General features: G+C 62.2%; 19 protein-coding genes. 11 read left to right on the top strand and 8 right to left on the bottom strand.

Translation table 11 applies throughout. The annotated features are described in order from the left end of the window. Window positions 1-67: 67 nt before the first annotated feature. Both hisC and hisB read left to right on the top strand, forming a co-directional pair. On the top strand, window positions 68-1,114 hold the full coding sequence (gene hisC, locus PLL20_06710; GenBank protein HPD29667.1) for a histidinol-phosphate transaminase: 1,047 nt from the start codon (window positions 68-70) through the stop codon (window positions 1,112-1,114). A 140-nt stretch (window positions 1,115-1,254) separates the two neighbouring features. Continuing rightward, complete coding sequence (hisB, locus tag PLL20_06705; GenBank protein HPD29666.1) at window positions 1,255-1,827, top strand: imidazoleglycerol-phosphate dehydratase HisB; 573 nt, start codon at window positions 1,255-1,257, stop codon at window positions 1,825-1,827. 55 nt (window positions 1,828-1,882) lie between these two features. Here hisB and PLL20_06700 read toward each other — a convergent pair whose 3' ends face one another. The 4 genes from PLL20_06700 to PLL20_06685 all read right to left on the bottom strand — a co-directional run bounded on the left by PLL20_06700 (window position 1,883) and on the right by PLL20_06685 (window position 6,788). After that, complete coding sequence (locus PLL20_06700) at window positions 1,883-3,118, bottom strand: tetratricopeptide repeat protein (protein ID HPD29665.1); 1,236 nt, start codon at window positions 3,116-3,118, stop codon at window positions 1,883-1,885. A gap of 93 nt (window positions 3,119-3,211) precedes the next feature. Further along, entirely contained in the window at window positions 3,212-4,141 is a 930-nt protein-coding gene (locus tag PLL20_06695) for a carbohydrate ABC transporter permease (protein ID HPD29664.1), read from the bottom strand. A 7-nt stretch (window positions 4,142-4,148) separates the two neighbouring features. Continuing rightward, window positions 4,149-5,279, bottom strand: a complete 1,131-nt coding sequence (locus tag PLL20_06690) for a sugar ABC transporter permease (protein HPD29663.1) — start codon at window positions 5,277-5,279, stop codon at window positions 4,149-4,151. A gap of 21 nt (window positions 5,280-5,300) precedes the next feature. Beyond that, window positions 5,301-6,788: an extracellular solute-binding protein gene (locus tag PLL20_06685; protein HPD29662.1), complete on the bottom strand. Its 1,488-nt coding sequence runs from the start codon at window positions 6,786-6,788 to the stop codon at window positions 5,301-5,303. Between the two features lie 347 nt (window positions 6,789-7,135). On the opposite strand from PLL20_06685, the gene PLL20_06680 reads away from it, so the two are divergent. The 3 genes from PLL20_06680 (at window position 7,136) to PLL20_06670 (ending at window position 10,696) form a co-directional block, all read left to right on the top strand. Continuing rightward, window positions 7,136-8,182 carry a GNAT family N-acetyltransferase gene (locus PLL20_06680; GenBank protein HPD29661.1) on the top strand — a complete coding sequence of 349 codons (1,047 nt, stop codon included), beginning with the start codon at window positions 7,136-7,138 and terminating at the stop codon, window positions 8,180-8,182. A gap of 37 nt (window positions 8,183-8,219) precedes the next feature. Beyond that, entirely contained in the window at window positions 8,220-9,881 is a 1,662-nt protein-coding gene (locus PLL20_06675; GenBank protein HPD29660.1) for a sodium/solute symporter, read from the top strand. A gap of 86 nt (window positions 9,882-9,967) precedes the next feature. After that, window positions 9,968-10,696, top strand: a complete 729-nt coding sequence (locus PLL20_06670) for a PIG-L family deacetylase (GenBank protein ID HPD29659.1) — start codon at window positions 9,968-9,970, stop codon at window positions 10,694-10,696. A 467-nt stretch (window positions 10,697-11,163) separates the two neighbouring features. Here the strand turns inward: PLL20_06670 and PLL20_06665 are convergent, their stop codons facing one another. Then, window positions 11,164-13,371: a LamG domain-containing protein gene (locus tag PLL20_06665; protein HPD29658.1), complete on the bottom strand. Its 2,208-nt coding sequence runs from the start codon at window positions 13,369-13,371 to the stop codon at window positions 11,164-11,166. 545 nt (window positions 13,372-13,916) lie between these two features. On the opposite strand from PLL20_06665, the gene PLL20_06660 reads away from it, so the two are divergent. From PLL20_06660 to PLL20_06645, 4 genes are all read left to right on the top strand, one after another. Next, the gene (locus PLL20_06660; GenBank protein HPD29657.1) at window positions 13,917-15,191 is read left to right on the top strand and encodes a Gfo/Idh/MocA family oxidoreductase; all 1,275 of its coding nucleotides are present in this window, start codon (window positions 13,917-13,919) and stop codon (window positions 15,189-15,191) included. Between the two features lie 9 nt (window positions 15,192-15,200). Then, window positions 15,201-16,565 (top strand): aspartate aminotransferase family protein, encoded by a 1,365-nt coding sequence (locus tag PLL20_06655; protein HPD29656.1) that lies wholly within the window; start codon window positions 15,201-15,203, stop codon window positions 16,563-16,565. Window positions 16,566-16,671: 106 nt separating this feature from the next. Beyond that, the gene (locus tag PLL20_06650; GenBank protein HPD29655.1) at window positions 16,672-18,372 is read left to right on the top strand and encodes a M20/M25/M40 family metallo-hydrolase; all 1,701 of its coding nucleotides are present in this window, start codon (window positions 16,672-16,674) and stop codon (window positions 18,370-18,372) included. A gap of 30 nt (window positions 18,373-18,402) precedes the next feature. Continuing rightward, the gene (locus PLL20_06645; GenBank protein ID HPD29654.1) at window positions 18,403-19,578 is read left to right on the top strand and encodes a Gfo/Idh/MocA family oxidoreductase; all 1,176 of its coding nucleotides are present in this window, start codon (window positions 18,403-18,405) and stop codon (window positions 19,576-19,578) included. 151 nt (window positions 19,579-19,729) lie between these two features. On the opposite strand, the gene PLL20_06640 is transcribed toward PLL20_06645, so the two are convergent. Together PLL20_06640 and PLL20_06635 are read right to left on the bottom strand one after the other, a co-directional pair. After that, entirely contained in the window at window positions 19,730-20,575 is an 846-nt protein-coding gene (locus PLL20_06640) for a nitrilase-related carbon-nitrogen hydrolase (protein ID HPD29653.1), read from the bottom strand. Further along, window positions 20,572-21,648, bottom strand: a complete 1,077-nt coding sequence (locus PLL20_06635; GenBank protein ID HPD29652.1) for an alpha/beta hydrolase fold domain-containing protein — start codon at window positions 21,646-21,648, stop codon at window positions 20,572-20,574. Before PLL20_06635 ends, PLL20_06640 begins: the two co-directional genes overlap by 4 nt. 172 nt (window positions 21,649-21,820) lie before the next feature. On the opposite strand from PLL20_06635, the gene PLL20_06630 reads away from it, so the two are divergent. Beyond that, a complete protein-coding gene (locus PLL20_06630) occupies window positions 21,821-22,960 on the top strand; it encodes an ATP-binding protein (GenBank protein HPD29651.1) in 1,140 nt (379 codons plus the stop codon). A gap of 51 nt (window positions 22,961-23,011) precedes the next feature. Next, window positions 23,012-23,485: a hypothetical protein gene (locus PLL20_06625; protein ID HPD29650.1), complete on the top strand. Its 474-nt coding sequence runs from the start codon at window positions 23,012-23,014 to the stop codon at window positions 23,483-23,485. A 73-nt stretch (window positions 23,486-23,558) separates the two neighbouring features. Here the strand turns inward: PLL20_06625 and PLL20_06620 are convergent, their stop codons facing one another. Further along, the gene (locus tag PLL20_06620; GenBank protein HPD29649.1) at window positions 23,559-25,136 is read right to left on the bottom strand and encodes an arylsulfatase; all 1,578 of its coding nucleotides are present in this window, start codon (window positions 25,134-25,136) and stop codon (window positions 23,559-23,561) included. Window positions 25,137-25,463 lie beyond the last annotated feature (327 nt).

Here is a 25,463-nt window from a genome sequence, read left to right as displayed (position 1 = left end):
GCGACCTGACAGAGCTTACCGGAATCCGATCGCTTACTGCTGAAGGCGGATAGCTGAGTGCTGATGTATGAGTTACTTTCGACCTGAAATAGAAGCGATGGAAGGCTACACCCCCGGCGAGCAGCCGGACAGCCTCTCCGTCGTCAAGCTCAACACCAACGAAAATCCCTACCCTCCCTCGCCAAAGGTGATGGAGGCTATCGCGAACATCAAGCCGGAGCAGTTGCGGCGATATCCGCATCCTCTGGGCAAGCCCTTTCGCGAAATGGCGGCAAGAATCTTCGACGTAACCCCCGACCACATCCTCTGCGGCAACGGGATGGATGACATTCTCAATCTGACCTGCCGGGCCTTCAGCGGACCGGAGGCGGCGCTCGTCTACCCCGTGCCCACGTATACCCTGTACGGCGTCCTCGGACAGATCCAGGCTTCCATCATCCGCGAGGTTCCCTGGGGGGTAGACTACTCCCTTCCGTTCGAGGCCCTTGTCGAGGCCCGCGGAGCCGTCACCTACCTGGCCAATCCCAACGCCCCCACGGGCACTTTCGTTCCCGTGGACGAGGTAGCCCGACTGGCCGATGCTTTGCGCGGCGTTCTCTGCGTCGACGAGGCATACGTCGATTTCGCCGATGCCAACTGCATGGAACTGGCCAAAACACGCCCAAACGTGCTGGTCATGCGAACGTTATCCAAGGGTTACTCGCTGGCCGGCCTGCGATTCGGTTTTGCCGTCGGCCACCCGGAACTTATCGCCGGCCTGGTCAAGGTCAAGGACAGCTACAACGTGGACGCTGTCGCCATCGCCGCGGCATCGGCCGCTCTGGCCGACCAGGATTACTACCGCCTGACACGGCGACGCGTGATCAACGAACGACAACGCCTGGCGGCGGAACTCGAGAAACTCGGCATCTCATGCTTGCCCAGCAAGTCGAACTTCCTCTTCGCCCGCCCCACCAGGCCGAGCGCGGCTCGGCTGTACGAATCGCTCAAGGCTCGCGGAATCCTCGTCCGATACTTCAACAGCCCGGGCATCGATGACCGTTTGCGCATCACCGTCGGCACGCCCGAACAAAATGATATCCTCATCGCCGCTCTCAAGGAGTTGGTCTCGTGAGCAGGAAAGCGTCTAAGCCGGCAGGACAAGGCAAAAGGGTGCCGCAGCGAAAAAGGGGACAGGACCCTTTTGTGCATAGCACCCGAAAGACCGCCTCGCGGCAAAAGGATCCTGTCCCCTTTTGCGGGCGAAAAGCAGTGGTGCATCGCTCAACCAAGGAAACCCGGATCGAAGTCGCCATCGATCTCGACGGCACCGGCCGCGTTGTCGCGGAGACCGGCATCGGCTTCTTCGATCACATGCTCAACCACATCGGCCGGCACGGCTTGTTCGATCTGTCGGTCAAGGCCAGCGGCGACCTGCACGTTGATTACCACCACACCGTCGAGGACGTGGGCATCTGCCTCGGGCAGGCGCTCGCCCAGGCGGTCGGCGACAAGAAAGGCATCCGCCGTTACGGCTTTTTCATCGCCCCGATGGAGGAGTCGCAGGCCATCGTGGCCGTCGACCTCTCCGGCCGCACGGCCGTGGTGTACAATGCCAAGTACCGGGGCTCCAAAATCGGCGACTTCGACGTCGAACTGGTCGAGGAGTTTCTGCGTGCCCTTGCGGCCAACGCCAAGATGAACCTGCAGGTCACCGTCCCCTTCGGCACCAACAACCACCACGTGGCCGAGGCCATCTTCAAGGCCCTGGGCAAATCCCTTCGCCAGGCAGTCGAGATCGATCCGCGAGAGGAATCCGTTCCGTCAACCAAAGGCATCCTGGTGTAGAAACCGCGAAATCACACCGTCGCGCGGCGGCGCGCAAACCCCTCCCTGAGCCCCCTCAGCGGACCAATGACAGTTCCAGCCCTTCGTCGATCTCCAGCGCCGCGCTGAACATCTTCTCAGCCTTCCCCAGATTGCCCCGCCTTCGGCAGACATGGCCCAGATTGGCATAATTCGCAGCCATGCCCTCCACGTCCCCCATCCGCTCATCAATTTCCAGCGCCCGGTTGAAAACCCGCTCGGCCTCCTCCATCGAGCCGGACAAAAGCTGCACCGTGCCCATGTTCGTAAACGCCATCGCCCGCCATTCGTCCTCAGAAGACAACATCAGGATCTTCTGGTAAGCCTCCTCGGCATCAACCAGCTTGTTGAGCATCAGGCAGGCACGCCCCAGCCGACAATATGCGTCCACGTCCTCCGGCACCAAACGGATAACCTGCTCAAGATGCTGCCGGGCGGTTTCCCAGTCGCCCCGCATTTCCGCCACACCCGCAATTTCGCGGCAGAAAGCCACGTAGGCGGTTGCGTCCTCGCGAGTCTTGCAGCCTCGACGCTCGGCCTCGGCAGCCAGAAACCGCTGCAGCGGCTCAACATCCAGTCGACTTCGCGCGGCCTCTGCCGCCGCCTTCGCCTCGGCATCGCCGCTCCGAGCGAGTCCGTCCGCACGAGCCAGGGCCGCATCCAGCCGATCGATCAGCCGATCCCGCTCAGACCGCAGCATTCGCACGGTCAACCGCGGCTCCTCGGAGGTTGCCGTCATCGAGGCATAACGCTCTGCAATCTTCGCCAACGTTTCCTGGTCCGGAACCCGCTCCCTGCGTTTGAACGGAGTCGGCGGCCGAAACCGCGGCAACTCATCATCCTTCCGCCGGCCCCTTGAGAAAGACTCGGGCTCGGGTATCTCATCTCCCACCGCATCCAGATCTGACGGGCTGCGGTGTTGAAGATACTCGATGACGGCAAAGAACAGCGCCGCCCCGCTCAAGATCCCTATCAGCCAGACCGCGTTCGAGATGACGAAGGCCGCCGACGCGTGCGGCCCAAAGTAGCCCTTGGTATGCAACAAGTAGATGAACACCACTCCGCCGACCATCAGAAGGGCAACCCACGACATCCGACGGAAAAAACCGGCCGGGTTGCAGAACCAAACCGTCAGATAAGCACCGACAAACACGGTCAGCGCGTGCTGTCCGGACTTCGCACCACGCGGTCCCAACAAGGCATACAGGCCGCCTGCAAGGAGCGCGGCAATCAGGGCGGTCCGCCACCATCGCTGATGCAATGGAACCTTCACCGCGGGCTTCACGCGAGATTGTGAGCGTTTCGGTCGTGACATATGCCCTCAGCATCGGCAGGCACATGACCGAACTGAAGGGTCCGGATATCGTCAGCCTTTCACCGCGCCAAGCTGAATCCCGCGCACCAGGTACCGCTGCAGCACGACAAACAGCACCATCAGCGGCACAATGTTCATAACTGTCGCTGCCATCATAAGTTCCGTCTGTCGGCCATACCCCGCGCCGCCAAGGTTCTCAAACCACATCATACCCACCGGCAACGTCCGCAAGTGATCGCTCTTGACCATCACCAACGGCCAGAAAAACGACGCATAGTTGCCCAGGAAGGTCATGATCGCCAAAACGATAAGTCCCGGCCGCGAAAGAGGTAAAATCACTTCGACAAAAACCTGCCACCGGCTCGCCCCATCAATCTCGGCCGCTTCATCCAGACTGGTCGGTATGTTCAGCATGAACTGGCGAAGCAGGAAGGTGCCAAAGGCACTGAACGCCGCCGGAAGGATCAGCCCAAGGTACGAATCCAGCAGCCCCAGCCGAAACATGATGTAATAGTTGGGAATCAGCAAGACCACCGCCGGAACCATCACCGTGGCCAGATAGGCCAGGAAAACCACGTCCCTGCCTCGCCACTTCAGCCGCGCAAACGCGTACGCCGCCATCGCACTGGTCACTACCTGCAGGAAGGTCACCCACGAAGCGACGAACAGGCTGTTGAAATACCACCGGCCAAAGCGGATCGGCAGCTTTTCACCCCTGCTATCGGGCGTGAGTCCCAGCACGATGGGGTAGTTCTCCCACTTCCACTGCTCCGGCAGGAACTCCGGCCTGTCGGCCTCGTGCGGCGGCTTGAAGCTCGCCAGCAACATCCACACAAACGGCACCGTCATTGAAGAGGCCAGACCGATCAACAGGATCGTCCTGAGAACCATCCACCCCGGCGACCGCCCCTGCACGGCCCCGCTGCCGGCTTTGCGAGCCAGTGGATCCTCCGCAAGCACGCCGATCGAAGTTGAATTCATGTCTCCCTCAAATGTTGATCTGGCGGCTTCCGAACCGCCACTGAACCAGCGTCACCGCCAGAATCATCACAAACATCGTCCAAGCAATCGCCGAGGCCAGCCCCAGCCGAAAATCGGCGAAGCCCGTCAGGTAGATGTAGAAACCAAGGCTGATCGTTGTTTCCGCCGGGTTGCCCTCGGTCATGATCTTGGCTTGCTCAAACCCCCCTTGTAACCCGCCGATGATGCTCATGATCACGATGAAAAACGTCGTGGGCGCCAGTTGCGGCCAGGAAACATGCCGGAAGCTCTTCCATCGCTCGGCGCCGTCGATCATCGCCGCTTCATACAAATCCTGCGGCACGTTCGCCAACCCCGCCAGGTAAAGCAGCATGTTGTTGCCGCCGACCGTGGCCCAGATGCCCATGATCACGATCGCGTCGCGAGCGCCGAGACCGAAATGCCCCGCGGCCGGCAGCCCCGTCTGCGGATCCAGGCACCAGAGATTGGCCGTACTACCAAGCCAGTTGGGTGGTTCAATGTCCAGGCCAAGTACGGCAAAGAGGACTCGCAAGGACGCGTTGATCGGCCCCGAATCCGGCCGGAACATCAGCTTCCACAAAATGTACTGCGCGACGCCGGCCGTGAAGAACGGCACGTAAAACAGCGTGCGGAGGCCAACCCGGTTGAAGACCGTGGCTACGGCCGCGCTGGCTCCGATGATCGCCAGGGCCAGCCCTGTCGTGGCCCGTCCCGTGCCCGCACATACCATCAATCCCGCGCACGTTGCTGCAAGGCTCGCCCCAATCAACAACCGGCGTACTCGTCGCGAACCCAGGTAGATCGGATCGCTCAGCAGTACCGCCAGCACCAGCGAACCGACAATGGACACCGGCATGCCCAACATGAAGTAAAGGGTCGTCCCGAAAGCTTTGCGGAAGTCCTTTGCCTCAGGCCCGAAGAACAATCGCTCGAAGTTCTCAAACCCCACAAAGCCAAACGGCTCCCGCTGGGCCAGGTCCCAGTTGGTGAACGCCATCACCAGGCTGAACACGACCGGTGCGGCCACGAACACCGCAAAACCCATGATGTTCGGCAGGAGGAAGAGCATCGCCCACCCGAAGTCCCGCCGTGATCGACGTGACAGCCGCAACCCCATTAGCGGTGCCCCCTTAAGACCTTACGGCCGTTCATCTGTGCGCCTTGCGTGCGCGTTTCTGGATCCCGGTGCGCTTGGGTTGCGGCCCGCAGAAGGGCGGTCCCCCTTCGGCGGATAGTCGGCCGGGTCGAAATCTCGCCCCGTTCGCCGCTTGTATTCCTCGCGCATCGAAGCGTAGCGGGTCAGACTGACCCGCATTTCCTCGTTGATCTCGTCCGTCAGAGCCCGGCACATCTGTTCCGGGGTCGTCTTGCGGTCGCTCATCACCGCCAAGTGCCGGTTGAATATCCGCTCCACCCGCGTCGTCTGAATGAACGGCGGGAAATGATTGCTCCGGCCCCGCCTGATCGCTTCGATGAACAGGTGATTGAAATCCTCTTCCGGGTGCGCGGCGTCCTTGAGGAACCGCTCATCCTGCCCCACCTTCGGCGAGGGCGGCAACGCATCTGCCGACTCGACCACCTGCCAACTGAACTCGTCCGAAGCAAGAAACTGAAGGAATCGCAGGGCCTCGTTCTTGTTCGGACTTTTCGGATTGATACCTACGCTGAGCGCCCTGATCTCATCGGCTCCGCTCCGCATGTGTGGCAGCAATACGGCTCCGATATTTCCCCGAAGGTTCGGCTGCGTGCGAAACTTGATCATCCCCCATCGGCCCATGCGAAGCATCGCGATTCTTTCCGTGCAGAACAGGTCGATCACGCTCGATCCCCACCCGCCTTGCGTGCCGATCGCGTTCCGCTCGGCCACCGACGGCATCACCTCGTCAACCACCAGCATCCGATGCAGAAACCTCATCGCCTCGATGGCCTCCGACGAATCCAACGTGCAATACGTGAGCGTCGGGTCGAAAAACGATCCGCCAAACTGCCAGACCAACCCCACCGTCTCATGCATCTCATACGTCCCCAGCCCGTAACGCGTGATCCGCCCGTGCCGGTCGCGTTTCACCAGCTTCTTGGCCACTCGCAAACACTCGTTCCAGTCCCAATCACTCGTCGGGTACGGCTCGCCGACCTCGTCAAAGATCCGCTTGTTGAAGAACATCACGTTGGCGTTCACGTTGAGCGGGAAGGTGTATTGATGACGCTCATATCGGCCGGCGGCCGGGTTGAATGCCTCGATTGAAATCTCATCCAGCACCTCGGGCCAGGTCTTCGCAACATCAAACCCCAGCCGTGCGGCCTCCTCGTCGATCGGCTGCAAAACGCCGGCCCGCACAAAATCGACCAGTTGCCAGCGGCCGTAGCAGTTGAACACGTCGCCCCCCACGCCTCCCTTGCACTGAACGATGATCTTCTCCAACGTGGTGTTGGCCGGGTCCAGGAGAAGCCGCAAGTCTGGATTGAGCTGCTCGAAAAGACGAATACTGCCGCGGCGGGCCGGGTTGTCATCACTGACCCACGTCAGAACCGTCCGGCCGTCCCGCGATGCGTCGGGCATCATCGCGTAGGCCAGCAGCGACCAGGCGATCAGGACACCGAGAATGCCCAAAAAGACCCACTTCATATCGTTCCCAGAACATGTGCGAAAACCACCGGAGCATACGGCAGGACAGCGTCGAGGCCACAGCGACCGAGACCTCCCGCATTGTCCGAACCTGGAGCGGCAGGTCTGCGCCGCTTGCGGCGGCTCCGACCGTGCCCTGCCAGTCTCACACCCGTTCTCACAGGCCGCGGCAATCGCAGCCCAACCCCTGGATCACGAGACAGAGCCCGCTGCCAGGCATGAGCCACGCCGCTGAACACGAATCCCATCCTCCGGCCAATCAAGCCGTTCGCATCGGCCCCGCGTTCACTCCAGTCTACCCGCTCCCTCGATCACGACCAACGGAGAACGGGAATCCCAAACCGGACATGCCCATCCCCAGACTTGCGGCCAATCTGGCCGGCGGTGATACTGCCAACGACCCCGGCTGGGGGGATTGGGAGATCCGGATCACATCATTGCAGCGAGGCCGCATGAGCAAGATGACGATAAGGCCGTTCACGGGTATGGACCTGAAAGAGGTGCTGGCCGTCTGGAACCGGGCTCTTAAAAAAGATCCCATGACCGAAGGACGATTCGTCCGGTGGGCCCTGGCCGATCCCGATTACTGGCCGGGAGATGACTCCGGCTTCTTTGTGGCCTTGCAGGACGACCGCTTGGTCGGCTTTCTGCGGGCCATCATCCGCCGAATGCCTAACGATCGGGCAGGCCTTGAACCCGAGCTGGGTTGGATCCCCGTCGTCGCGGTCGATCCCCCGTGCCGGCGCCATGGCATCGGCTTTGCACTGCTGGAATCAGCCTTGGCTTGGTTCCGCAAACACGGCCGCCGGCGAATTTGGGTTTGCGGCAACAGCGGTTCAGCACCCGGATATGTCTTCCCCGGCGTTGACAAGGACGATTATCCGGGTGGGTTGGCGTTGTTCGCCAAAGCCGGCTTCCGCGTCCACCGCGGCTCCGTAGCCATGTCCCGCGAAGTGGTCAATTTCGACATCGATGAGTACCGTCGGCAGGCTTGGGAAACCGGCAAGGACGTCCGGATCAGTACCCTGCACCCTGAGCAGGTTCCGGACTTCTTTACCTTCCTTTCTGAGGCTTTCCCTGGTGATTGGAACACCGCCGCACGGGCCAAGATCCGTGCCGGGCTTCTCCACGAAGTTCTGGTCGCCACCGCCGACGGACGGATCGTCGGTTACTGCCAGTGGGAAGGCGAGCATTTCGGGCCGTTCGGCGTCCGGGCGGAGTACCGAAACCGCCGTATCGGAGCCAAGCTTTTTGTCGAAGCCGTTCAGAAGATCCGCGAGGCCGACGGGCGGACGGTATGGTTCAACTGGGCCGAGGACGATGCCGCACGCTTCTACGGACGCTTCGGCCTGACCGCGACGCGACGCTACTGCATCTTTGTGAAGGAGTTGTGACTGCGTTCGCGCAGCCACGCCGGACTCAATGTCAGCCATGAGCAGGTATCTCGACTCCATTATCGTTGCCGGTTACTTCATCGCCGTTTTCGTGGCCGGCGCGCTGCTCGCCCGGCGCTTTGCCCGACGCGAGACATCCGAATTCCTCACCGGCGGCCGGACGTTCTCGTGGCATCAGACCGCTCTGACGCTCCTGGCATTCGCCGTGGACCCGACGTACATGGGCATGGCCGGCATCGCCTTCATCTGGGGAATGTACGTGTCGCAATGGACCGGCGTCCACATCTGGCTGACGAGCTGGGTCGCCGCCATGTTCCTCGTCCCTATCTACTGGCGCACGCGGATCGTCACCACGCCCGAATACCTGGAACGCCGATTCAACGCACAGTGCCGGGCATTGTTCTCGGTGCTGATGGCGGTAATTCTGGTGATCATCCTGGCAAGCGCGATCTATCTCGGCGCGCTGCTGACGACAAGGTTGTTGGACTGGCCTCTTTCATTAAGCGTCGCCCTCATCGCCGTCGTGTGCACCTTCTACGTGATCGTCGGCGGGCTGCGCACGGTGCTCTCGCTGGACGTGTACCAGGGTGCGATCCTGCTGGTGACGCTGATCGTCGTCGCCTGGCGCGTGGTGACGGAGGTCGGCGGCCTCGGAGCCTTGGCCGCCATCGACGTACCGGGCAGTGCCGGCACGCCCATCGGAAGCATGGTGCCGCCGCTGGAGTTCGACCTGCGATCCGAGACGTTTTTTCCAGTACCGGCGGTCCTGGCTTGGGCAACGGTCGCAGGTCTGTCCTGGATTGCCTGCAATTTCGGTATGGTCCAGCGCCTGCTTGCCTCGCGGACCGAACAGGACGCCCAGAAGAGCCTGCTCCTTCTCGCCGTACTCGCCAATATCGCCTGTTTCCTGACATTCGCCGTCGGGACAGCCATGCGCAAGTTGCATCCGGGCTTGCCGGCCGATCAGGCTTTCATGGAAGTCATGCTCACCATGTTCCCCACCGGCGTCCGAGGCCTGCTCGTGGCGGGCATGATGGCCGCGCTGCTGTCGTCCGCCGACGGCCTCCTCACCGCGTCCGGCACCCTGATTACCCAGGACATCTACCTGCGATTCCTGCGACCCACCGCGAACATGCAGCAGGTCAAGCTGGTCACCCGAGTGCTGGAAGCCGTCGCAATGGCGCTCTCACTGAGTCTCGTCCCCGTCGCCATGCGGGCACGATCGGCCGTCACCTTCGTCCAGGACTTCTTCGGTGACGTGCTCGGCGTCGTCGTGGCGCTCTACATCGTGGGCGTCTTCTCCCGCAGAGCCACGGCCAGGGCCGCATTCATCGCCATGATCACGGCAATCCCGCTGGCCGTGGGGCTGCATCTCTGGAGTGACTGGAACTTCGCTTATCGCGGTTTCTTCTCGTTCGCATACGCGCTCGCTGCAACGCTGATCCTCAGCCGCTTCGAGCCGCCGCCCGACCCCGCACGCCTGGTCAATCTGACTGTCCATACCGTCGAAGATGTGCGCGGCCCGTGGATCGGGCTCAAGTCGTGGCCGGGGCTCTGGAAATGGGCCATCGGCATCAGCGTCGGCTGGTTTGCGTTCACGGGTATCTGGGAGTGGTACGGGCGGACGCAGGAGCGGTCTCCGACCGCGATCTTGACGAGCCACGGGGTTTACCCCCGTGGTTCCGGACCGGCGGGATAAACCTGCCGGCTCGTCAAGACCGCGAACCGGGCTCGGAGAGCCCTCCTGCGAAGGCGGGGGAGCAAATTCGGACCGGAGATACCATCATGAGCGACAAGAAACACATTCTGGCGGTCGGGGCACATATCGGCGATGCGGAGATCACCGCCGGGCTGCTCATCAGCAAGTACGCGGCCGCCGGGCACCGCGCGACCATTCTGCACATGACCGCCGGCGAAAAGGGTAACCCGCGGATGGACCACCTCGAATATGCCAAACAGCGAATCCGCGAAGCCGAGGCCGCCGCCCGCCATATGGGCGCCGCCGACTGCATCGTGCTCGACCATCCCGATGGGCAACTGCAATCCGACGAAAAAACCATCCACGAAATGTGCGATCTCATCCGGCAGCTCAGGCCGGATATCATCCTGACTCACTGGCGGGGTTCCTTCCATCGCGACCACCGCGCAACCTACAACATCGTCATGGAAGGCGGCTTTCTCGCCGCCCTGCCGGGCATCAAGCGAGCCGAGCCGGCACATCTGATCCGCGGCCTGTACTACCTGGAAAACTGGGAGGACCTGGAGGACTACCAGCCGAACCTCTGGATTGACGTGTCCGAGGTATTCGACACCTGGGTCGGCGCCTGCCGCGAGCACCAGTTGCTCCGCGGCGAGATCTCCTTCAACTATCTGCACTACTACACCGGCCTGGCCGCCAAACGCGGCTGCGAAATCGGCGTCAAATACGCGGTCACCGTCAGCCTGCCACCCATCTCCCGCGCCAGGAAGGTCGACTGGCTGCCCGTCGACACCGAGCCCGTACTGGTGTTCTGATCTCGCCCAGACCGCACCAGGCGCCCAGACTCCGTATCATCGAACGGGGGTGGGCCACTCTTCTCCTCCGGATCGCCCCACGTGTTATCCACCCCTCTGCTGTCGGCGCTCAGGCGCGCCGTGTGGTCACGACGGTGCTTCTCTTCCGGAACACCCCGCGTGTTATCCTCCCGTCCGGGCACCTGGACACGCCGCGCGCTCTTTGAAAACCGAAGACTGACCCGTTCGCTCCGCCTTCATCACTCGCGCCCCTGCTCCCACTCCACGCCGAGCTCCAAACCCGTCGAGGTGCGAAGCGCCAAAGGAACCCAATGTTAAAATAGAGAACCCTCGCTTATTCGAGTACCCACCCTGCAGTCTCCGCCCAGCGCTGCCCGCAGAGCGAAAAGAACCCAAACTTAGGAAAGCTGGGAAAACCAGGCAAGATAATCGATACCGAAGCGAGACTTGGCGGCAACACCATCGACCTATCTCGAACCCTCCGATTCCGGTGGCCGAACTGGCTCACGCCAATGCTGCCGGAGCTCATCAACCGACAGAACACGATCGTAGAGAACCACCTCGTCAATCCGGCCTTCGAAGCTGTCATGATCGCCCGGGCTGGCCCCTATCATGATCTCCTCGCCGGTCGCTGGCGCGGCGGTGATCCGCGTCGCGATATCCGGAACGGCCCTGCCGTTCAGGTACACGTTCACCGTGCTGCCGTCCCGCACCATCACAACATGGTTCCAGGTCCGCGCTTCGATTTCCGTCCTTCCGCTCACCGCCTGCGAGCCCCCCTCACCGCCCCGAAAGACCAGCCGCCCCGACGCGCCTCCGGTGCCGCCGATCGACAGAAGCTCGACCGCCTTGCCACCCGCCTCCTTCCCCAAACGACAGAAAAGGTGCCCCGTCGTCGCCCGCCCATCCGCAGGCATGTAGTTGCAGAACCACATCTCAAGCGTGTAGCGATCGGCGATCCCCTTCACCCGGGCCGTCATCTGACCGCCCGCAAAATGGACGCACGGATTCGATGGGCCGTTGGTTGACCGGGCCTCAAAAACAGGCCCTTCTAAATAGAATGAAAAACCACCTTTATATGTTGCATGGTGATTGCGACCCGAGATGTCGGCCGCCGTTGGCCCGTCAAACTCGCTCATCGGCCACCAGGCCGCCGGCTTCGAGGCCAGGACCGCCTGCGCACGGGCATCCGACGGGTCCGGCCGCTGGTCAACGGCCCGCCGAGACCGACCCCCGACTTCCTCCAGCATCGACAACAGCGCTTCCACGATCTTCGGCTCGGCGTCAACCTCGAGCTGCGCCGTCCGCGCCGGCCAGGTCGTGTAACCGCCCAGCGCGTGCTGCGCCGGCGGCGGAATGTAACCCTCCTCGCCGTTCGCCAGCGTGATGTTGAAGGTCGGCCGCAGAGGACTTTGAGCCTTGATTCTTAAACCCGTCAGGCCGAACACCTCGCACGGAGTCGCGGTGATTCCCAGATCGCCGATCCTGATCACTTGAAGCTTCAACTCGCGGCTGGGACGCTCCGACAGGAATACCTGCTCGCGAGCGTAGACCTCCTTCTGATCCTTCGGCTTGCGACCCTGCATTCCGGCCACAACGAGCCTGGCGGCCTCCAGCCGTTTCTGATCCGGCTGACGAACCCCCAGAGTCAGCTTTCTCTCGATCATCCTCAGTGAGACCGACTCCTGATAACGAATGCCGCGATAGGCCTCTAACACAATCCCCGAAAGCGCTTCGGCAATCGTGTGATAATCGTGCTTCGCCAGCGGCTTGCGGTAATCCCCCCACCATTGATCGCCGCTGGTGCCCTGCGACATCATCACCACCAGCGGCGGCTTGACCTCGCGTGCCCCAAGCAGGTCGGTCATCCTCTCGGCAAACTGGCCGTAATAGTCCGCCGAAACCGCCGGCGCTCCCGCGTAGTGCATCGAGTAATTCGCCAGCAATGCCAACGGCCGACCGTCGACCGATTGCACGGACACCACACTGACTTCACAATCCACCGGCCCGGACGGCCCTTCATAGTCGGGATTGTTCGGCCCCGGGTGCATCATCGCCCGAACGGTCGGCTCGCCGAATGGATCCAGCCCGATCTTGTCCGGCCGTCGGATCCACCGGCGACAGTGCGTGTGCTCCGGATCATTGACCGTCGCCCAGCCGATCTTCGCCGATGCAAGCCTGTCGGCGGCCCCGATGATGCACTCGGCGATCCACCCCGGCAGCTTCGCCGCATAAGCCCTGTCCGCGTCGCTCCCCAAGCAACCCATGGCCGACGGCGCACTGTGCGTGTGCGTCGCCGAGATCATCATCCGGTCGGTCGCGATGCCGGTCACCCTGGACGCAAGTTCCTTCGCCTCGTCAAGCAGCTCGCGAGGTAGCACACAACTGTCCACGACCACAATGGCCACTCGCTCCCTCCCGCCGGCCAGCATCAGGCATTTGGCATAAAGGCGGTCGTACACCTTGTCCGCCGTTCGCTCCAGGAAACCGCCGTTGACGATGACCGGCAGATCCGTGGGAGTGATGTCAACGGCATACGCCCCGGCCAGAAGCCTCTCGGCCGCTTCGTCGGCCTGGCCGGCGGACACAGCGGCGACATCCAGAACCACCACCGCCAGAAAAACGCGGCTCAGCACGAGCCTCCGACCGACAGTCCGGCTTCTCTGCGAATCCATGCGATACACCTCCACCAGCGAACGACCATCGTATCAAATGACCCGACAAATCGACAGGCCATCCCCCTGACGGAAGACGCGCCCATCGAAAAATGGTATGCGATTGATCGCCGGACTCCCTGAGGTCCGACTCACAGCAACTTCTCCTCCCGGCAGCAAAGCCGATCAAGGCGGCCAACGGGCGCAGCCGCCTGGCTCGCCGGGCACGCCGCTTCCTTTGGGCAAAGGCCTTCCTCAGACGCCTCCGGAAACGTTGACAATTCCGGCCCCGGAATCCTATTATCTTGGCCGGATCATGCCCGTCGACAGGTCTGTCCGCAACCTGCCGACGAAGAACCACAGGCAATAGAAGCCTGCCGAGAACCTGATCTGCCCCACTGGATTCCCGCAGTCCTGAAAGGTTTGATCGACGGCATGACGGGGCTGGAACGGTCCGGCCGGCGCAAAAAGACAAGCGGGCTCCGCGCAACCGGAAACCTGTTGCATCCCCAAGGCAACGGATGGCACAACGCCGGCAAGCGCGAGGGCTGGGCGAGATAACCGCAATGGCTGCACCGCAAGTCACCGTCATCGGGGCAGGCATGATCGTCAGGATCCAAATCCTGCCGACGCTGTTCCACATGCAGCGAACGGGGCGCATCGGCGAAATCCACGTCTGCGCTCACCTTCCCGCCCACATCGCCGAACTGAGATCATCGCCGACACTCGCCCGAGCGTTTCCGGGCCAGCGATTCATCGCCCATCCCGACCCGGACGAAGTGCCGGCCGATTCAGTCCACCCGGAACTCTATCGAGAAGTGCTCGGGGCGGCCCCGCCCAACAGCATCGCCGTCGTCGCAACACCCGACCACATCCATTACCCGATGATCTGCGAAGCCCTTGAAAACGATCTCCACGTCTGCACGGTCAAACCGCTGGTCCTTCGGTACGATCATGCCGAGGACATCATTCGCCGATCGCACGAACGCGGCCTGGTCGTCGGAATCGAATACCACAAGCGATTTGATCACCGCAGCCTGATGGCCAGGCAGGCTTACCGCGCCGGCCGACTCGGTGAGTTCCGGCTCGGCCAGGCGTTTCTGCACGAGCCCTACTACTACCGCGACTCCAACTTCCAGAACTGGTGTACCTGCGAAAACACCGACATGTTCACTTACGTGGGCTGCCACTACGTGGACCTCGTCGCGTTCATCACCGGACTCAAGCCCGTGTCGGTCAGCGTGTGTGGCATCCGCGATCGCTATCCCAACGGCAACCAGGGCTTCCTCTGGACCGACGGCCGCGTCCGCTGGGACAACGGCGCCATCCTCAGCATCGCCAACGCCATCGGCTATCCATCCGGCGCCGCGGGCGGCAACGCCCAGGGGCTGACAATGTGGGGTCAAGGCAAAACCGACGCGACACTCTTGGAGCATTCCGACGCCTACCGCGGTGTGATCTATCACTACACCTCCGCCGGCACTGAGCCCGGCGACACAGCCTATGCCGAGCCGAACCCCGACTACTTCCAGTTGCTCGATACCGGCGGACCGGGCCTTACCCCCGTCGGCTACGGCCACCGCAGCGTCGAGTACATCATCGAGGCCTGCTGCCAGGCTTCGCAGATCGCCGGCCTGGAGGAACGCCGATCACTCGTCGCACAACTTGATCGCGAAGGAATCATGGCCACCCCCGCCAACAGCAGTTACAACGAATTGGTCATCGAAGCGGCACGCAAGAGCATCCTTGCCGACGGCCGCGAGGTCCTGATCCGATACGGCAGCAGACCCGGCGTCGCGTTTCGTGAGTACTCACCCGATCAGATTTCATCGAAGGAGTAATCCGTAGAAATGGCAACAAAGGAATTTCCCCTTCAGCCGCGTGAGGTTGAGCTTGTTCATACGAAATACCGCATGATCCGCACGCCGATCCCGGTTCCCGACTCCGTGCCTTTTCTGAAACGCCTGCGTGAGATGGAACCTCGCAGCATGGGTGGCCAGCCTCCGGTCATCTGGGACGGCGGCGAGGGTGCCACGGTCCGCGACCCCTACGGCAATCGTTGGATCGATTTCTCCTCCGGCGTATTGGTGACCTCATGCGGCCACGCCCACCCGGACATCGTCAAAGCAATCAAGGACATGGCCGACCAGGGCTTGTATCATGCCTACTGCTTCCCTACCGACGTGCGGTACAAGCTGGTTGAGGAATTGACCAGTTGGCTGCCCCCGCCCCTCAAACGCGTGTTCCTCCTGACAACCGGCTCAGAAGCTTGTGAATGCTGCATCAAGCTGGCCCGCACGCAAGGACTGCAGGTGGGCGGCAAGCACAAGAACATCTTGGTCTCGTTTGACTACGCCTTCCACGGCCGCACGATGGGCGCACAGTTGGCGGGCGGATCCTCTGCCCTCAAAGCGTGGCTCGGCGGCGACGATCCTTGCTTCGTGCAGGTGCCTTTCCCCGACGGCTTCCGCCAGAAAGACACCAGCTTTGCCGTCTTTGAGGCCGCGTTGAAGGCAAAGGGCGTCGACCCGAACCGCGTCTGCGGCGTGATGAGCGAGACCTACCAAGGCTGCAACGCCACCCTGATGCCGCCTCATTACGCACAAGCACTCCGAGCGTGGTGCGACAAGTACAAGGCCGTGATGATCTTCGACGAGGTCCAGGCCGGTTTCGGGCGAACCGGTGCCCCCTTCGGCTTCTCGCATTTAGGCATCGTGCCCGATCTGGCCGCTTGCGGAAAGGGCATTGCCGGTGGAATGCCGGTTGCGGCCGTGCTCGGCACCGACGAACTCATGAACCTGTACGGTCCGGGCGAAATGACCAGCACGCACTCGGCCAATCCGATTTGTGCAGCAGCCGCCCTGGCTAACCTTCAGGTCATCCGGCGAGAAAAACTGGTTGAGAATGCCGCCCGACTCGCACCGGTGATGGCCGAGGCCGTCCGCCGGATCAAAGATGCTTCCAAGGGTCGCATCGGCCACGTCGACTCGATCGGGCTGGTCGGCGCGCTTCAGTTCACCAGGCCCGGCACCACCGAGCCGATGCCGGACTGGGCGTGGGAGGTCGTCTGGAATTGTGTGTGCAAGGGTGTGCTCTTGTTCGCGCCGGTCGGCGTCGGGGGTTGCGCCATCAAGCTCAATCCGCCCCTGTTGATCGACGAAGAGGCCTTGCGCGAGGGACTGAACGTGGTCGAAGAGGTCGTGCGCTCCTGCTGATGCTCGATGCCCCGATTCCTCCGGAGGTGAGATGATCGAACGTGACGGCCTCCGCCTTGGCGGATTCCCCCGCAAATGAACCGGGCGTCGTTACCGAGGTTAAGGAATGAACGGAGACCCGATCGCACAAGCCGCCTCATCTGATGCGTTTCGGCGCCATCTGACCGACCTGCTGGTCAAGATCTGTGCAATCGACACCGTTCCTCGAGCCGACGTCGCCGCAACGGCCCGAGCCGAGTCGCGGGTCTTCGACATTCTCGAACAAGAAGTAACGCACTATGGACTGAAGTCTTTACGCTGTCTGAGGCAGCCGATCGACCCCGTGATCGCCCGGCACCCCTTCTTCTCCCAACCCTACTACACGCGCACGCCCGAGAACCCCGCCGGCCTCCCGGTCGAGCAATGCTATGCCGGCCGGTGCAACCTGGTGATCGAGATCGACGGCGAGCGGCGAGAGCCCAAAGGCGTCGGACAGGCACTCAACGCTCATATCGATGTGGTGGCCCCCTACTTCCCTCCGCGTGTCGAGGGAAATGTGGTCTTCGGCCGCGGGGCCTGCGACGACAAAGGCAGCGTGGTGGCCATCGTCGGGGCGATCAAGCTGCTTGCCGAGCACCTGCGGGCAACGGGCAGTTACCTCAACCGCGACCTGACCTGCATGATCGTCATCGATGAGGAACCCGGCGGCAACGGCTCGTTGTCCCTGGCGGTCGACCGCAATCTGAAACGCCGTTACGACAGCATGATGGTGCTTGAATGCGCCGACGACGGGATCTATCCGGGCAACCGCGGCTGCGTCTGGTTCAAGATCGAAGGCAAGCTTCCTGGCTCATACCTGTTCGAGGCCGCACTTTTCATCATCGACGAACTGGAGAAGGAAGGCCGGGCCATCAGGGCCGAGTCAAATCACCCGCTCTTTCCGCATCGCCCCGTCCAGACCTGCCACGGCATCATCGGCAACTGCGGTGAGCACCCGTCGAGGATCAACGGCGACGTCAGTTTCGAGATCGTCTTCGAATCCGGCGCCTTTGCGACCGGCGTAGCCGGCCTCATTCGTGACCTCATCGAGGACGGCTTGAGGCAATACATCGGCCTCTACGGCGACAAGACCCAGGTCATCGATCCCGCAACCGGCAAGCCCAAAGTGGACCGCCACTATGATTTGACCCCTACAGCTCAAGGCTGGCTCGTTCGCGTCTGGGGTTCGACGGGTCACATGGGGTCGATCCTTGAAAACGACGGAGCAATCACCAAGATGGCAACGATCGGGCGCGCGCTGATCCGCAGCCGCGCGGCCATCGAACGGGCAATCGGTGGGGCCATGCGGCTCCGACTCAGCGGCTGGCCCGACGAGTCGCGAATCCTGATGGAAGGCGGACAGGGCTTTTTGCCCACGCACTCGATGAGCGATGTGCAAGAGCGGCTCCGGGCAGCGGCGGTGCGCGGCGGGCAGTACTACCTGGATCTCGTCGGCGCAAAGGTCGACGCGAAGCACGTCCTGCAGGTGACGTTTGAGAAACTGCACAACGCTGCCTTTGACGGCGATCCGAACTCGACGGACATGTTGAACGCCATCGAAGCGGCAAGAAGGGCAGGGACTTGGAAGGAAGGCCCCATTCGCGGATGGGATGTGTCCTGCGATGCCCGTATTTTCGCGTGCGAGTATCCGGGCTTGCCGGTAATCACCACCGGGCCGGGTCTGATCCGGCACGCGCACAGCGACCAAGAACAGATTGACATGAGGGACGTGGCCAGGACCAGCGAGTTTCTGGCATATTTCATTCTGAAGCAGACGGGCACACTGTGAGCAGCCCGTCGAGATGATGGAGACAGCGACATGGACAGACTTCGCCTGGGAGTCATTGGCACAGGCTCAGTCGTACGAGAGATCTACCGGCATCTTTACTTTCACAGCGACTATTCACATCTGCTCTCGATCGAGGCCGTGGCCGACCCCAACGATAAAGCCCTGAACGACTTCGCCGATCAGTACGGCATTCCCGCGAATCGACGGTTCGCCGACTATCATGAAATGATCCGGCACGTACAACTCGATGCCGTCCAGGTCAACACCCCTGACCAGCTCCACCGCGAGCCGACGATCTTCGCCCTGGAAAACGATTTGGACGTCATGGTGGCCAAGCCGCTGGCTTCATCAATTGCTGATGCCCATGCCATCATCGAGGCCGCACGCAAAGCCGGCCGCCTCGTCACCGTCGATTTCCACAAGCGAGAAGACCCACGGATCAAGGAGGTCGCCACGCGCTACCACAGCGGAGCCTACGGCAGATTTCAGCTCGCCGTTCTGTACATGCTCGATAAGTTGTGCGTGGCCGATCCGAATTACCGCCCGCAATACTTCGCCTCGCCCGACTTCTGCGAAAGGAATACGCCCATCACCTTCCTGACCGTGCACATGGCTGACGCTCTGGTACAAATGGTAAGCCTCAAGCCGATCAGCGTCCGGGCAACAGCCTACTCTCAGAAACTCCCCTCTCTCCGCCCCGTGCCCTCCAAAGGGTACGACATGTGCGACGTCGAGGTACTGCTCGAAAACGGCGGCGTGGCCCACATCGTGACCTGCTGGCACCTTCCGAACTCCGCCCACGCCATGACCGTGCAGTCGTCACGGCTGATCTGCACCGATGCCATGGTCGACCTGGCCATCGACATGCCGGGATGCCGCGAGATCACCGAGAACGGAATCCAGGAACGCAACCCGCTCTTTCGCAATTTCGAGCCCGACGGCTCGGTCAGCGGCTACGGAATCAGTCACCCGGGCAATCTCTACCGCAAGATCCTGCGCAGTCGCAACAACCACATGCCGCGGGACGAGCATGAAGAGATAATCGGCCCGTTCGCCACGGGTTTCTACGCCACCGCGATCTGCGAGGCCGCGGGCGTCAGCGTCGAGAACGGTCGCACCATCGACGGCGTAACCCGGGGCACCGAGATCGACGTCGCCGAACTGCTCCGCCGGCGCATCGGAAATGCGGCCGACCGGTACATGTAAGCCCGCGGTCGTAGGGCGGTGTCGAGGTCGCCCGCGGCGACCGAGACCTGCCGCACTAAGCGCTCCCGTTCACAAGTCTTTGTGGGCTGATTTGCGCGGTTTTCGCCCGAATACAAGCGCCCAACCCGACAAGGATTCATGAAAGGGAGCACTAAGACAGACGGATCGTATACAGAACCATGGTCTCACCCACGGCATCCGGGGCGGTGATCGCCTTCAGTTCCCCCTCCGGACTGATCACGTAAGCCGCGCCGCGCCTGAGGTTCTTCTGCTCATCGCGTGCCGGAGCATCACAGGCAACATACCAGACCTGATTCTCCTTCGCCCGTTCGTATGGGTACGGCCGCTTGCCATTGAGCAGTTCGTCCGGATCGGTGCCGTTGGCATACGGCGCCAAGATGATCTCTGCCCCGTTCTCCCGAAGTCTCGCACAGGTTGGCGGATGCACCGACTCAAAACAGATCGCGATCCCAACACGGATGCCTTTGACCTCGAACACGTTGGCATCACTGCCCGGGTCCCATGTCTTTTCCTCGCCCGGTGCCAGGCTGGTCTTGCGATGCATGCCGATCACGCCTCTGCCGTCAATCACAACGTGCGTGATATGCGCCTTGTCGCCGTCACGCTCGGTCATGCCCACGGCGAGAACGATCCCCAGCTCATCCGCCACCTTTGTCAACCGGGTGATCGCCGGGCCGTCAATCGGCTCGGCAAACGCCCGGACCTCCCGGCTGGCCCACCAACCACTGATGCCCGTCTCCGGAAACAGCGCGATGTCGGCCCCCGCAGCCGCCGCTTGCCTGGCCCAGTGTTCGATCCGCGACAGATTGAACTCAACCTCATGAATCCGGCTTTCACAAGACACCGCCGCCACGGTCAGCGTGCGGACAGGTTTGACTGCCGAACCGCCGGCGCCTCGACCCGCATCACAACCCGTGACCCACAGTAACGTCGCAACGGCTGTTGCCATCAACAAGAATCGATAGCGCCTCATCATTCAGCCGCGCTCCCAACAGGCCGGCTCGCAGGTCTGCGCTTGAGATGCTGGTCGAAGAACTCGGCCACCATCTTCCTGTTAGCCAAGCCGCCGACGCCATGTCCGGCGTCGGGGACCACCTTCAGCGTGACGTCTGCGCCGGCCTTCCTCAGCGCATCGGCCAACAGGCGACTGTGTTTCACTGGCACGACGTTATCCTTCTCGCCGTGCACGATCAAAAACGGCGGATCGTCCTTGCTGACATGCTCGATCGGACTCGCCAGCCGGGCCTTTTCGGGATTCTTATTGAGCGGACCGCCAAGAAGCTTCTGCACGACCTGCGGACCGGCCCCTCTCGGCTTGTCCGGTTCATGCTCATAATCCTCTGCACGAAACGTGCTCGGTCCGCAGAAATCGCAAACGGCCTGCACGCGGCTGGACTGGTCGAGGTTACCGCCAATATCGCCCTCCAATTCCCTGATCCCAGCCGAGGTGCCCAAGAGCGCGACCAGATGCCCCCCTGCCGACGAGCCCCAGACGCCGATCCGAGCCGGATCGAACCCGTATTCCTTTGCGTGAGCGCGGACCCAGCGAACGGCGGCCTTGCAGTCGTGGATCTGAGCGGGAAACGGCGCAACATCGGTCAGCCGATAGTTGATGCTGACCACCGCATATCCCTCGCCCGACAGGAAGGCCGCACGGCAAAGATCCTTGCTCCCTGCCTGCCAGGCTCCGCCGTGTACCCAGATGACCACTGGGAACGGCTCGCCCTCGGGCTTGGGAAGGTAAAGGTCCAGTAGAAGAGGCTGGTCCCCAACGCGGGCGTATTCAACGTCGCGCACAACCCTCACACTCTCCGGCAACACGGTCTCGACAAGCTTCTGCTGTACACGGCCGCCTTGCCGGAGCCCCTTGCGGGCGGCTGCCCGCTCCTCCCGGCTGATCTCTCCGTCACCATCCTTGTCAAAACGCTCAATCAGCTCCCGTCGCAAAGCTCCTCGCCCCGCCGGTGCCGTTTGCTGGGCCGCCAAGTACGACGTCTGAATAGTTGCCGCAAGCAGGACAACGCCAAGCCACTTCCTCGTACCAAACACGGGTAACCTCCCTGGCCACAAAAGCATTCATGTCGTCATTCGCTGTCCGGAACAACGAAACCGCACTTATTCTATTGCGATCACCGCTCTTGACAAACGCAGCGCGGGCATATCCCAACCACGCCCTCCCCCAAGACAAACCCCAAAGACTTGGATAGAATGACCGGCAACTATGAAGACCATGCTGAGCCGGATCCGAACAAGAGAGAAATACCTGATCATCTACGCCGTGATCCTTGCGGCGGGCGCAGGAATCACCCTTGCTGCCGAAGTGCCGCAACCTTGGGCCGTCCTGGTTGTGACGACAGTCGCTTTGACGGCCGCTTGGGTATCTGCAAGGATCGCTTGCCGCCAGGCCCGCCGACGACTTCACCGGCTGCGAGAGGCAGTGGATGCCCTCGCCCGCGGTGATCTGGCAACCTGCATCGATCATCCGCCGGACGACGACTTCCTGAAGCTCAGCGACTCGGTCGAGCGAGTCCTTAATCAGCTCAGGGAGAACTGCCGCGAACATGAGCGACTGCGACGTCAGTTGACCCACAGCGAAAAGCTCGCACTGATCGGCGAACTGGCCGCAACCGTCGCCCATGAAGTCAATAACCCCCTCGATGGTCTGCAAAACAGCATTCGGATCCTCCGCCGAGGCGTGGACAACCCGGACCAGGTCCGGCAGTTGCTCGATCTCATGGAAAACGGCCTGTACCGCATCGAGATGATCATGCGGCGTCTCCTGACCATGTCTCGGAACGAGCCGCTCTCGCCGGAACCAACGCGCATCGAAACGATCGTCGACGATGCCCTCATGTTCGCCCAGCCGAAACTGAATCGGCGGCGAGTCGAACTGATCCGCGATCTTCCCGAATCGCTGCCCTTTGCGATGGCTGACAGACTGCAGATGGCCCAGGTTTTGATCAACCTCATGATCAACGCCGCGGATGCCATGCCCAATGGCGGCAAATTGACCATTCGTTGCCGGTCAGGCGACTATGGCCGCACACTCTTGCTCGATGTGATCGATACCGGCAGCGGAATAGCTCCCGAACACCTGCCGCACATTTTCGAGCCATTCTATACCACCAAGAGCAAGGGCGGTGGCACCGGGCTGGGGTTGGCCGTCGTGTCGCGAATTGTCAGGGCTCACGGCGGGACGGTGGAGATCCAGAGCGAAGTCGGCAAAGGTACCCGCTTCCGCATCATCCTGCCCGCCGCCCGCAGCCTGGAGCAGTCGGAAAGCACCCAGCCGGCGGCGGGCATTCCAACCCTGCACCAGTTGATGCAGCCTGCCGAGGCTAGTCGCGCCAAAAACCAATGACTTTGCACACTGCACCCGTCGGAGCAGGGACGGCGGAAAGAACAGATTACGATGTCATCGCTGCTGGCCGTCGATGTGGGACTGAGAACCGGCCTGGCCTTGTACGGACGCGACGGCCGGCTGCGCTGGTACCGCTCGCGAAACTTCGGAAACGCGACGCGGCTGCGAGGCGGCGTACAGGCCGTGCTCCGTGAGACTCCGGACCTCGAATGGCTTGTGCTCGAGGGAGGAGGGCCTCTTGCCGACATCTGGACGCACGAGGCCCAGCGCCGGGGCGTGCTCCTTCGTACAATCAGTGCCGAGGACTGGCGAAGGTCGCTGCTCTACCCACGTCAGCACCGCAACGGCCCCCAGGCCAAGCACTCCGCCGACATCGTAGCTCGCAGAGTCATCGCCTGGTCGCAGGCCCGTCGCCCCACTTCGCTTCGACATGACGCTGCCGAGGCCATCCTGATCGGCTTGTGGGGTCTGGTCAGCATCGGATGGCTGAAAACGCTGCCCACGGAGCTGCACCACGAAACCTGACTGCCGGCTCCGGCCTTTCGTGTTGTCCGAGTCGTCGATGGCGCCCTCCAGTAATCTGCGCGCCAACCGTCCGTCAATTCCGATGCGGCACGCTGCGACCGTCCCGCTGATACTTCTCCAGCAACAGAGTCAGTCGTTTCACAACGTCCGGATGATCGGTCCACAGGTTCTTCGTTTCAGCGGGGTCGGCCTGCATGTCGTAGAGCTGCCCCTTCGGACCACCAGGTTCGGGCTCGCCTCCGGTGGGCTTCGACCAGCCCCCTGACCCCAGACTCATGATCAGCTTCCACTTGCCTTGGCGAATCGCGAAGACGCCGTCGACGGAGTGGTGGACTGTGGCCTCACGGATCGCCTCGCTGCCCTCTTTGCTCAGCAGGAGCGGTGAGAGATCATAGCTGTCCTCGGCAGCATCGTTGGGCAGTCGATGCCCAACCAGGGCGGCAAACGTGGCCATGAAATCGGTCAGGCAAACGGTCTGGCCGCACGTCGAGCCTGGGGCAATCCGGCCGGGCCATCGCACAAATAACGGCACGCGATGACCTCCTTCCCAGATGTCCGCCTTCATGCCCCGCCATGGCGCGTTGGGATCGTGCCCGAACTTGGCGATACTGGCGCTGCGGGAACTGAGATCCGGGCCGTGCTTGAACGGGTCACCGGCGATCGCCGGCGACCCGTTGTCGCTGGTCATAACCACGACGGTGTTCTCGCGCATGCTGTTGCGGTCCAACGCCGCAAGAATCTGCCCGAGCGTCCAATCGACCTGGTAAACGAGGTCGCCGCAGGGCCCGGCCTGGCTCTTGCCGACAAACGGATCATCCGGCACGATCGGGGTGTGCGGAGCGGTCGAGGCGAAATAGAGGAAGAACGGTTTGTCACGATGCTGTGCGGCGTGCCGATCGATGAACGTGACCGCACGGGCGCCCAGCGTCGGCAGGATCGGCTCCAGCCGCCAGCCGGGGACCATCGGTCCGGGATCGCCGAACATCCGTCCAGGTTTGAGCTGCGTCGGAATACCGATCGTCCGATCGTCGTCGATGAAGCAGTACGGCGGATAGTTGGGCACGTCCATGCCGAAATAGGAGTCAAAACCGCGAGTCAGTGGCCCGCTGTCAATGACCCGAGTCAAATCGATGACCTCGTAATCTTCCATTGCGAGATTGCCGTCGGATCGGGCGTGTCGTAACGAGTCTGGAACGGGCCGGCCGTCGCGGGTGGGCCAGTCCCATCCGAGGTGCCACTTGCCGATGCATGCGGTCACATAACCGTGCTGCCGAAGCATCGCCGGCATGGTCAGACGGCCGGGCTCGATCAGTGGCCGGTCCCACGGGACGAGCACCCCCCGCTTCAACTCTGTCCGCCAGCAATAACGGCCGGTCAGGATACCATAGCGAGTGGGAGAGCAGACCGCCGAGGGCGAGTGAGCGTCTCGAAAAACCATCCCCTCCGCGGCGAGCCGATCCATGTGCGGCGTCGGGATCTTCGAGTCCGGATTGAGGCAACGCGGGTCGCCGTATCCCATGTCGTCGGCCAGAAAGAACACGATATTGGGCAACCGCTCGGCGGCCGGCGCATCCGCCCCGGCGGCCAACATCGCGAACGCCGCCAGAACGAACCCCGCGAATACGATGCGCACCCAAGGTCTTTGGAGCATCGTCCATCTCCTGCATGCCCGGCTACGAAGGCTGAGTACTGGCTACAAGTCGTGCGAGGTCCTTCTCCAGCGTCTCACACCCCTCAACGCGACCCGGACTGACAGCTTGCTCGGGTATTGCGAAGATAATCCAGCGCTCGCGAGCTGCAGACCACGGTCACCGCTTCATGCCAATGCCCCGTATCATGTCCTCTTCCCCTTGCCGCGTCCACTTCAAGCGGAATCCGGGGACATCATACGCATTTCGTCGATAGATTCCCGGACAGGCGGCGAATAACAGGAGGCCTGCCCGGACCGAGGGGACAAGCCCCTCGGCTCGTCAAGAGC

The organism is Phycisphaerae bacterium (genome assembly GCA_035384605.1).
Lineage (GTDB): Bacteria > Planctomycetota > Phycisphaerae > UBA1845 > PWPN01 > JAUCQB01.
The sequence above is the reverse complement of the archived record's forward strand: the minus strand, read 5'-3'. Positions and strand labels throughout refer to the sequence as shown.